This is a genomic window from Pseudophaeobacter sp. A-200-2, assembly GCF_041008815.1.
GTDB classification, from domain to species: Bacteria; Pseudomonadota; Alphaproteobacteria; order Rhodobacterales; family Rhodobacteraceae; genus Phycobacter; species Phycobacter gallaeciensis_A.
In genome coordinates this window covers 1-9,367 of sequence record NZ_JAXGFU010000022.1, presented here as the reverse complement: position 1 = coordinate 9,367, position 9,367 = coordinate 1, and the positions used below count along the sequence as shown (strand labels likewise).

The 9,367-nt window shown below is 52.3% G+C and carries 9 protein-coding genes and 2 pseudogenes; 7 read left to right on the top strand and 4 right to left on the bottom strand.

Annotation, left to right across the window (positions count from 1 at the left end; all coding sequences use genetic code 11):
• Positions 1-189: pseudogene (locus SM766_RS20785) on the bottom strand (ISKra4 family transposase); the annotation flags it as partial.
• Positions 190-272: 83 nt separating this feature from the next.
• Here SM766_RS20785 and SM766_RS20780 point away from each other — a divergent pair.
• A complete protein-coding gene (locus SM766_RS20780) occupies positions 273-716 on the top strand; it encodes a disulfide bond formation protein B (protein ID WP_317963140.1) in 444 nt (147 codons plus the stop codon).
• On the opposite strand, the gene SM766_RS20775 is transcribed toward SM766_RS20780, so the two are convergent.
• The 3 genes from SM766_RS20775 to SM766_RS20765 form a co-directional block, all read right to left on the bottom strand.
• A complete protein-coding gene (locus SM766_RS20775) occupies positions 713-1,300 on the bottom strand; it encodes a hypothetical protein (RefSeq protein WP_227512160.1) in 588 nt (195 codons plus the stop codon). The two genes, SM766_RS20780 and SM766_RS20775, sit on opposite strands and share 4 nt — an antisense overlap.
• A 400-nt stretch (positions 1,301-1,700) precedes the next feature.
• Complete coding sequence (locus SM766_RS20770; RefSeq protein WP_050672443.1) at positions 1,701-2,405, bottom strand: copper resistance protein B; 705 nt, start codon at positions 2,403-2,405, stop codon at positions 1,701-1,703.
• Positions 2,406-2,432: 27 nt separating this feature from the next.
• On the bottom strand, positions 2,433-4,319 hold the full coding sequence (locus tag SM766_RS20765; RefSeq protein WP_081285564.1) for a copper resistance system multicopper oxidase: 1,887 nt from the start codon (positions 4,317-4,319) through the stop codon (positions 2,433-2,435).
• Positions 4,320-5,199: 880 nt separating this feature from the next.
• Between SM766_RS20765 and SM766_RS20760 the strand changes: the two genes are divergently transcribed.
• The 6 genes and pseudogenes from SM766_RS20760 to SM766_RS20735 all read left to right on the top strand — a co-directional run.
• Positions 5,200-5,484 carry a copper-binding protein gene (locus tag SM766_RS20760; RefSeq protein WP_046212316.1) on the top strand — a complete coding sequence of 95 codons (285 nt, stop codon included), beginning with the start codon at positions 5,200-5,202 and terminating at the stop codon, positions 5,482-5,484.
• A gap of 58 nt (positions 5,485-5,542) precedes the next feature.
• Complete coding sequence (locus tag SM766_RS20755; RefSeq protein WP_046212315.1) at positions 5,543-6,805, top strand: ABC transporter transmembrane domain-containing protein; 1,263 nt, start codon at positions 5,543-5,545, stop codon at positions 6,803-6,805.
• Positions 6,802-7,263, top strand: coding sequence for a hypothetical protein (locus tag SM766_RS20750; protein ID WP_046212314.1), 462 nt, complete (start codon positions 6,802-6,804; stop codon positions 7,261-7,263). Before SM766_RS20755 ends, SM766_RS20750 begins: the two co-directional genes overlap by 4 nt.
• 115 nt (positions 7,264-7,378) lie before the next feature.
• Entirely contained in the window at positions 7,379-7,948 is a 570-nt protein-coding gene (locus SM766_RS20745) for a c-type cytochrome (protein WP_046212313.1), read from the top strand.
• A gap of 1 nt (position 7,949) precedes the next feature.
• Positions 7,950-8,849 carry a c-type cytochrome gene (locus SM766_RS20740; protein WP_046212312.1) on the top strand — a complete coding sequence of 300 codons (900 nt, stop codon included), beginning with the start codon at positions 7,950-7,952 and terminating at the stop codon, positions 8,847-8,849.
• A 329-nt stretch (positions 8,850-9,178) separates the two neighbouring features.
• A pseudogene (locus SM766_RS20735) lies at positions 9,179-9,367 on the top strand (ISKra4 family transposase); the annotation flags it as partial.

The following is a 9,367-nucleotide window of genomic DNA, read 5'->3' as shown; positions in this document are numbered from 1 at the left end:
AATGATCTCATCGACCTGATCGTAAAGGATTACCCTCTGGATCTGTTCGAGGATCCTTTTCCCATCCTCGAGGCGCAGCCCGATCCCGTCTGGGCAGGTCACCCGGTATGGTCGAGAAATGCCGTCAAGCTGATGAGTGCGCTTCTCCCCGTTGTCGAAGGTAGTTTCGATTGTAATCCGTACGTCCATGGCAGCCCCCCATACAAAGAGCTTACCTTAGCACAGGCCAGATCACCGACGACGACCCCCATGTTCTGTCCACTCCCGCCTTCTTGTTTCAGGCAGCGGGCTACGCACCATGCGCGATGTGCATTTGGCAGCGGTACCCTCACGCGATTGCCATCGCTATTGGCGTGCTTCTCTTGGTTGGTTTGCCCATCTTACTGCTACTGATGGCAGGCGCTGTCGCTGCGTTCGTGACAGCGAGCATCGGGATGTTTCATACCGGCGTCGAACGGGGTTGGTGGGAGGGTCCGACATCTTGCACAGGCTCTGGTATTGACATGTCAAACTTGTCAGCTGCGGACCTTCTGCCCTCTGCATCATCCGCACCATCAGCCTTGGTCATGTGCGACGAAGTCGCTTGGGAGTTCCTCAGCTTGTCTATGGCGAGTTGGAACGCGCTTTGGAGTTTCGTTCTGGCGGGGCTCTGGATCCTGGCTCTAGTCAAAGCTTGGCGCGCATCCCGCTTACATGAGAGCGCGACGGCAATCTAGCTCTGAAGACGCAGGATGACGGCTGCAATAGCCGTCAGACACACAGCGGCTAACAAAAAAGCGAGCAGAGCAACCGAAACCGCGCCGATACTTTTTGGAAACAAACCAATGAAAGGTCTCAGAATTGGGGACTTTCCGGCTGCCGTAACATAGAGCGGCAGTGCACTAACCAAAGTGGCATACAGGTAAACCCCGGATATGTTTTCAAACAAAGCGGACCGCGCCAGTGTGGGCGCAACCACTGAAAGAGCCGTCGCCCGACTGCCTCCAAATGAGCCGAACCAACCGGCGGAAAGCACGTAAATAAAGGCGTGGAGAACGAGAAATAGAGCGACGCGAATTACGACATCGAAGAAAATGAATATCGCCGGATCACGGCTATTGGTGCCTTTCTCATTCAACACCGCAAACAGGAAGAAGCCGACGTAGTTAACGATAAAGATAACTGGTAGCCCGTTTGTCAAAACCTGTCTGAGAAATCGCGACAGCGCCGGCCCACCGTCCATCAACGCTGAGGAAAATCCAGGCGTACGCATGACATAAATCAGCAAGACCGGTACTAGAGCGACCAAGCTAAAAGCCATGACATTTATCACAAACCGCAAGCCAGGCATGTTGGCTGAAAATAGGTTTTGCATATGAGCAGGCTGCCATGTCTGGAGGATACAGTCGATTTTCGGGACCAAAATCACCATTTTGCACGGGCGTACCTTAGTATCGCAGTTCAGAACGGCAGTTTCAGTGTACTTTCGTGCTAGTGATATGTTCGTCGCTGAAGTATCCTCTTTTCATCGACAGTTTTCTCAGTCCGAGAGCAGGCTCACCTGAAATCGAGGAAGTTTGATACGAGAAGGTCAATATCGCGTAGAATCTGAGTCTTCCTTTTCCAGCACAGATGCAGATTGTTTCCTAGATCAACTTGCGACCGACGGTTGATACAGTCGGATTGAACCGCCCCTTCCGTTCAGAAGGGGCGGTTTCGCGTTAAAACATCAGACGCGTCCCAAAAACAATAGAGGTAACGCCGTTTTCTTCTCCGCTTGCACGAATAAGATCAGCCGTCCCACCAAAGGACTTTTCGTAGTTAACCCCTATGTAAGGTGAGAAGGAACGATCAATCAAATCATAGCTCAGCCGCAGCCCAGCTTCGATTGTTGCACCACCCGAAGCTTGATCATAAGCAAGATCATCCTCAAGGGGAACCGTTACTTCGATGCTAGGCGTCAAGATGAGTCGATTGGTAATTAGACCCTCATACTCCGCCTCAAATCGAAAGAACGAATGATCGGACAAAAAGAAGTCAGCATCAACCTCTAGGAAACCAGGAGCAAGACCTTTAAGGCCTAGCACCGCATTATACCGATCCGGTAATCCGTCGGGTGTACTTGCCTGGACACCGACAACGCCGTCAAAGAAAGTCGAAATCGGGAACTGTAGCCGCAGCTGGTTTTCCAAGCCTTCGAAGTCGCCAGACCCTTCCACGATTTCAGCTTCGCTCCGCCAAACTAACTTCAACTCGTCTGTTCCAACGACGAAATCGAAATCCCAGACAAAGACGTTTTCGCCGTTGTCACCGTCTCGATATTCGAACTGCTCCGCCTGAAACCCGTAGATGAGCGGTTCGGCTTGAGCCGTCGAAGCGGCTGCAAGCATCATGCCTGCAGCGCTAGCTATCTTTATGTTTTGCATTGATCTTTTCCTTCGTATTCGAGGCACTTATGCCGGTCTGCCGCGCACCACGACTTTGCGGAACATGCCTGCATCGGCGTGGTATGAAAGGTGACAGTGGAACGCCCACTGCCCGGGTTCATCAACCTCGACATCCATGTCCACGGTCATGGCGGGGTTCACATTGACGGTATGTTTGATGGGGTTCCGAGACCCTTTGCCCATGTCCACGAGCGACCACATGCCGTGCAAGTGCATCGGGTGCGCCATCATCGTTTCGTTGATGAATCGCATGCGCACGCGTTCTCCGTAATTCAGGACAATCGGCTCCGCGTCACTATACTTCACATCGTTGATCGACCAGATGTAACGCTCCATGTTCCCGGTAAGGCGCAATTCGATGGTGCGCGATGGTTTTCTGTACTTGTATCTGGGCCGCGCGGCCGTCAGATCGGCATAGGACAGGAATTTCCCACCATTGTAGGCCTTGGGTATCAAACCACTACCATTGACATAGGTGGGGTCGACGCTGCTGGGTCCCGACATGCCGCCCATGTTGGAGTGATCCATTCCAGCCATGTTGGAATGGTCCATGCCGGCCATGTTGGAGTCGTTCATACCGGCCATGTTGGAGTCGTTCATACCGGCCATGTTGGAGTGATCCATACCTTCCATGTTGGAGTGATCCATGCCGTCCATATCAGTTTTCTTCATGTCGGTCATGTTGGCGTGGTTCATACCGGTCATGTTCTGCATCACATGACCCTCCATGCCCATTCCACCCATCATACCGCCCATGTCGGCCATGGTGAGAAGCGGTTTCGGCCGCATCGTCGGCACAGCGCCTGCCATACCTTCTCTTGGTGCAAGAGTGCCCCGCACCATGCCGGTACGTCCCACCGATTCCGCGATAATGCTGTAAGCTTTGTTCTCACGCGGCTGCACGATGACATCGTATGTTTCGGCTACAGCAATACGGAGTTCGTCTACCTCGACCGGCTTAACATCATTCCCGTCCGCTTGGACCACGGTCATTTTGAGCCCCGGAATCCGCATGTCGAAATAGGTCATCGCGGACGCGTTGATGAAACGCAGTCGAACTTTCTCACCCGCACGGAACAAGCCGGTCCAGTTCTGCGACGTGCTCTGGCCATTGATTAACGCCGTGAACCCCTGAACGTCCTCGATATCGGTCGGCATCATGCGCATTCTGCCCCACATCCCGCGTTCCTGCAGGGCTGCTTGCAGACTGTCAGCGCGCGAGTCTTTTATGAGTGTTTGGAGCGTGCGCTGCGACCGATTGTAGTAGTCAGGCATTCGCTTGAGGTTGCGCATGATCCTGTTGCCGGGGTGCGGATGCTTGTCGGCCAGCTGGACGACATAATCACGATCTGCCCGCACCCGTTCACCTCCGCGAGGCTCGATCACAATGGCCCCGTACGCACCGTCCGGTTCTTGGAACCCGGAATGGCTGTGGAACCAATAGGTGCCAGCCTGGGTGATCGGAAACCGATAGGTGAAGGTCTCTCCCGGGGGGATCCCGTTGAAGCTGATCCCAGGTACGCCGTCTTGAGTAAACGGTAGGATCAACCCATGCCAGTGAATCGAGGTAGTTTCGTTTAGATTGTTTTTGACGTTGATCGTGACTTCTTCACCCTCCTTGAAGCGGAGGACGGTCGGGAACGGGCTATTGTTGTAGCCAACACCCTTCGTGCGGAAATCGCCTGTATCAATCCGCACCCGGTCAACGGTGATGTCATACGTACCCTTAGAAGTAATTTTCGGCGTTTGATGAGCTTGCAAAGCGGTTGGCATTGCGAGAGCTGCAGCTGCCGCCAGACCGAACTCGCGCCGCGAAAGGCCTGTAGAGATATGTTCCGATGTACTCAAAGCAGTGTCTGAGCGTGCAAGGAATTTTGCGCTAAAGAGCGGCATTTTCTTCTCCTTATAAGTGAGATTGTTAGAGTCTGTTAAATTGCAAGATCTGAGATCGGGCGACCGGTTTCTTCGGCGTTGCGAAAAAGCCTACCGGCAACCGCCCTCAAAGCATGCAGATGCAGGGACTAAGCGCTGTTCGCAGTTAACTACACGCACGAAGCAACCTGCAGATCGCAAGGGATTTCAGGAACGCGGAGGGGGCGACTTCACTTCCAGTGTGCGACTCTCGGCGCTCTGCGCCACAAGCTTCTGAGCATTAAAAGCTGTCACAAGACCTAGCGCATAAGGCGTCGGTGGCGTTGTGGAAATAATCGAACAGTGCGCCATCGAGCCAAAGCACGCAGTGTCATGACGCTCTTGCTGATCAGTAACCAGCGCAGCATGCCCTGAGTTATCTTCCGCGCAAATTTCCTGGAACGTTAGAGGCGAGTTCTCAACAGCAACAGACAGAGTTGGAGTGAGCGACAATACTAAAAGAGCGAGCGACAAGACGCAAATTATCTTGGTCATCCATTCCAGCCGCATAGGTCTCTTTCTCCAGTGTTCCGACCAACTGCTATCGGTCGTACTCGTCGATGTAAACCTTACAAATTGATACATTTCAAACCGGCCCAGTGGTATTGATTTGGTTGGGGTTTTTAGCTTTATCAAGAATAGGCAGTCACCGTTCACAACTGAGTATGTCATGGGACTTTGAAGGTAGAAATGACGAGGTCGCCCTTACTGTCATCGTCAAAACGGCCGTTCGGTCAGACTTGGCAGCGAGAGTGAGTTCCCTCGGCGGTTTACAACAAAACCCAAAAATTGCCTGTTTTGAAATTAAGAAAGCCTCGACACTAACAATCGATCTTGTGCCTCTCAAAGGAGCATACAAAACATGAAAATTCTCTCACTCGCGGCCGCTTTGGCAGTTACTGCAACAACATCATTTGCTGGCGGCGACCATGATATGTCGATGGGCACCGTCACGAACTTGGACCGCAAGTCGAATGTGGTGACGATCAACCACGGCCCGCTCAAAAACATCAACATGCCCGCGATGGAAATGGGTTACGCGGTTGCCAAGCCTTCGATGCTGAAAGGCCTTCGCAAAGGCTCCCAGATCCATTTTGTCGTCGAGCAAGTCAATGGCCAGTACATTGTAACAGAGATTATGAAGTAGAAAACGTCATGTTGAGACTCCAGGGCCGTTACTCTGCTGGCCTTTTTGAGGAAATACAATGAGTGCGCCCCTGGAAATCGACGCGTTTACACTTTCCGGTCTTTCCGGCTGGACGCATCATATTGCAGACACATTGGGATTTCACATCAGTGAAAACCCGCCTCACTGGCTACATATGGCGCTGCACTTTATTCTAGTCGTTGCTCCACTGGTTGCTCTATTTGGTTTCCTGGTATTTTTAGCTCAGATTATCAAAAAAGCGGCTCGGAACAGTCTGTTTTCCGATGAAGATCGCGCTGAGTTTGTGCTTGTTCGCAATTTGATAGGATTGCGCTGGCACGAACAGGTTACCGTGATCTTCCTTGGTGTGTTGGCACAGCCAATTCTATATGCGACCCTCGAATTGCCGAAACGCATTGTCAATGGTGCTATCGAATCAAATCATTTTCCCATCGAGATTCTTAGCGGTCAGTATACGCAACTAGAGTACCTCGGGATCTTGTCAGGCCTATATCTTATTACACTGATTGCGAGTGGAGCAATTAAATATTGCATAAATGTCAAAAAGGGGCAGATCGGAGAGCGAACACTTTTGAGGCTTCGTCTGGTGCTTTACCGGGCATGGCGCCGTGCACCGGAAGGACAGCGCAGAACCGAAGTCATCCCACTATCGACGAGCGAAATAGAGCCCATCGGAGGGTTTGCGGGAGAGGTTCTGGCAACACCTGTTTTCCAAGGCGGTACATTTATCACGGTCTTGTTGTTTATGTTCATTCAAGATCCGATATTGGGTGCAGCGGCGATGGCACTCGTCCCTGTTCAGCTGTTCATCATACCCATTTTGCAAAGGTGGGTAAACAAACGGATGAGACTCCGGATTCGTGCTGTTCGCGCATTTGGAGACATTCTTGGTGAGCAAACCGGCGATGTGTCCGGCCGAAACATAACTCGCAGAACACTTTCAGCAGCTCACCGGCTAAGAAACACAAGACTCGACTTGCAGCGCGCAAAGTATTTGCAGAAAGCAATCAGCAATTTTCTAATGTCATTGACGCCCTTTCTACTCTACTCAATTGGAGGTTGGCTTGTCATTGAAGGCCGATTATCACTAGGGGCCTTGGTGGCAATAATTGCAGCCTTCAAAGATTTTTCCAGTCCTTTCCGGGAACTCATTCTCTACTACCAGAATTCGTCCGATGTCAGACTTCGATCAAGAGAGTATGAAAATTTCTTGATGAAATGTGGAAGTCTAACCCATGGGCCGAGCGTGAAGCAGTGGAGTAATCGTCCACAATTCTCTGAAATCGAAGGAGCTTCATGATGCGCTTTGCTCGGCTAGCTTTGGTGATGGGACTAATTTGGTCGACGGTGGCTGTTCTGCCTGCACACGCGGATGGCGTCGAACAGTCCTTGGAAGGTCTTCACGGCATCTACGTGAGCAAACTGTGCGTTGCCAGCGGTCTTCAAGATGGCGACGCTGAGATTGAGATGGTGTTCGAGAACATTTCCGCCGAGATGGTGTTCCTAGATGGTGTCGCATCCGATGTGTCTTTGGGTGGTGAGTTATACTTCAAAGATCTCGTGGGTTCGACGATCACGCAGAATGGATTTGGCGTGGATGAAGGAGAAATACTTGATGTCTCGAGTTCCCACATCGGCGCGCGATTGACTGATCTCAAACAAGATCTCAGCCCAGGCGACCATCCAACTGTTTTCTTGAACTTCAGGCACGGAACGCTGGAGGTCACGGCACATGTATTACCGCGAGGTCAATGCTGACCGTGACCGAGGCACAAAAACTTCTCAGTGGCGTAAACGGAACGTCGATTTGATTCCGTCATCGCGAAGTTGCTGCATCTCACCCTCATCAAACAATCCCCATGGAGATATACAAATGAAAAAGACCACCCTTTTACTCTCACTAGCCGCGATTTCCGCCGCAAGTCTCGTATGGGCGCATGGCGGTGCCACAGGGATCGTAAAGGAACGCATGGACGGCATGGTGGCTATGAGCAAGGCGACAAAGGCGATTACACCCATGATGCGCGGTAACGTCGAATACAATGCCGAAGCTATCCGAGAATATGCACGCACGATCGAGGAACATGCCGGAGAAGCAATGACAAAGCTTTTTCCCGAAGGGAGCGGTGGCATGCCCTCCGAGGCGAAAGACGATGTGTGGACCGACTGGGAGCAGTTTGAAGTTCTTGCCATGCAACTGGAGAGCCTTGGCAAAGGTCTCGGCCAAGCTGCCGAAAATGGCCTGGCGGCATCAGGTTCTGCGGACGGAGCTAGCACTAATATGATGGGGACCGGCGGCATGATGGGCACCGGCAGCATGATGGGCGCGGGCAGCATGATAGACATCGAGATGCTTGCGCAGATGCCAGCCGACGCGGTCTTTGCAAAAGTCGGCCAAGCATGTTCGGCGTGTCATACAAAATTCCGCGCCGAGTCCAACTAACATGAAGCGCTTATCTATTGGCCTTGGCTTGTTTGCCGCCCTTGCGGTGATCGGCTTTCTTGGGCTCGCTGCTTGGCCGATTTCCCGAACTCCGTCGCCTTCACTGGCGACTCTGGACGGCAATGTTCAGAATGGAGCCTATCTTGCGAGAGCATCCGGCTGCATCGCTTGCCATACCAACCCAGAGGGCGGCGCTCCTCTGGCAGGTGGTATAGCTCTGGAGACGCCATTTGGCACATTGTATTCGCCAAATCTAACGACAGATCCTGTTCACGGGATCGGGGATTGGACAATCGACCAGTTCGCAGTCGCGGTAAGGCAGGGTATATCCCCGGAGGGAGAGCCCTATTATCCCGCTTTCACCTATCCGTTCTATGCGGACTTCTCAGATCAGGACATCGCGGATCTCTGGGCGGCATTCCAAACTGTGCCACCGGTGGCGGAACCTTCTGTCGCGCCAAGTATGATGTTCCCGTTCAATCAGCGTGCTGGTCTAAAGTTGTGGCGCGCAGCATTTATGCACGACCCCGATACGGAACCTGTGGAGGGCAAAGGCGATAGTTGGAATCGTGGCAAATGGTTGGTCGAAGGAGCGACTCACTGCAGTGCTTGCCACACACCTCGCAACTTGGCTGGAGGGCGTAAAGAAGAAACTGAGAAGTTCGCGGGTTCAGACTTGATCCCAGGTGGAGGTAAAGCGCCTGCGATCGATACATCTTCGCTTAAAGAACAAGGATGGGATGCGGACAATTTGGCTTATGCATTGAAGACCGGTCTGACTCCATCCGGAGATGCCTTTGGCAACGCCATGGGAGAAGTCGTTTTACATGGAACCCAGTTTCTCAGTGCCGCAGATCTTGCAGCCATGGCCGAGTACTTAATGGATCAACCAAGACAGTGAAGACAGCTGAGGTATTTGATGGGTCCAGTAAAACTTAGTTTCTGCGTTAGTGTACACTTATCAAGCCGATTTTTGACGTTAGCACTGCAAGAGACGTTGGACGGATTTAAACAGAGGGAGCAAGACTGTGGATAGGTCTACCAACCAGCCGCCCCTAAATACCAGTTCACCAAGCACTGGTCCGGAGGCGATGCTGTCAACGAACAGAGGAGCATTTCTCGGCTTCTTGATGAAGCGATTGAAGGACAGGTTGGGAGTGGACAAAACATGGGGGTCATCTTCGTCGTTGCGGCCCGTGCTAAGGTGAGTTCTTTGCGTGTGGGGCTGCCATGGACGTACGGATTACAATCGAAACTACCTTCGACAACGGGGAGAAGCGCACTCATCAGCTTGACGGCATTTCACGACCCTACCGGGTGACCTGTCCAGACGGGATCGGGTTGCGCCTCGAGGATGGGAAGAGGGTTGTCGAACAGATTCAGCGGGCAATTCTTTGCGATCAGGTTGAGGAAATCATC

Excerpts from the sequence above, each read along its gene's own strand:
- SM766_RS20745 (WP_046212313.1), top strand. The coding sequence starts at position 7,379 with ATGAAAAAGACCACCCTTTTACTCTCACTAGCCGCGATTTCCGCCGCA.
- SM766_RS20775 (WP_227512160.1), bottom strand. The coding sequence starts at position 1,300 with ATGGCTTTTAGCTTGGTCGCTCTAGTACCGGTCTTGCTGATTTATGTC.
- SM766_RS20750 (WP_046212314.1), top strand. The coding sequence starts at position 6,802 with ATGATGCGCTTTGCTCGGCTAGCTTTGGTGATGGGACTAATTTGGTCG.
- SM766_RS20740 (WP_046212312.1), top strand. The coding sequence starts at position 7,950 with ATGAAGCGCTTATCTATTGGCCTTGGCTTGTTTGCCGCCCTTGCGGTG.
- SM766_RS20765 (WP_081285564.1), bottom strand. The coding sequence starts at position 4,319 with ATGCCGCTCTTTAGCGCAAAATTCCTTGCACGCTCAGACACTGCTTTG.
- SM766_RS20770 (WP_050672443.1), bottom strand. The coding sequence starts at position 2,405 with ATGCAAAACATAAAGATAGCTAGCGCTGCAGGCATGATGCTTGCAGCC.
- SM766_RS20760 (WP_046212316.1), top strand. The coding sequence starts at position 5,200 with ATGAAAATTCTCTCACTCGCGGCCGCTTTGGCAGTTACTGCAACAACA.
- SM766_RS20755 (WP_046212315.1), top strand. The coding sequence starts at position 5,543 with ATGAGTGCGCCCCTGGAAATCGACGCGTTTACACTTTCCGGTCTTTCC.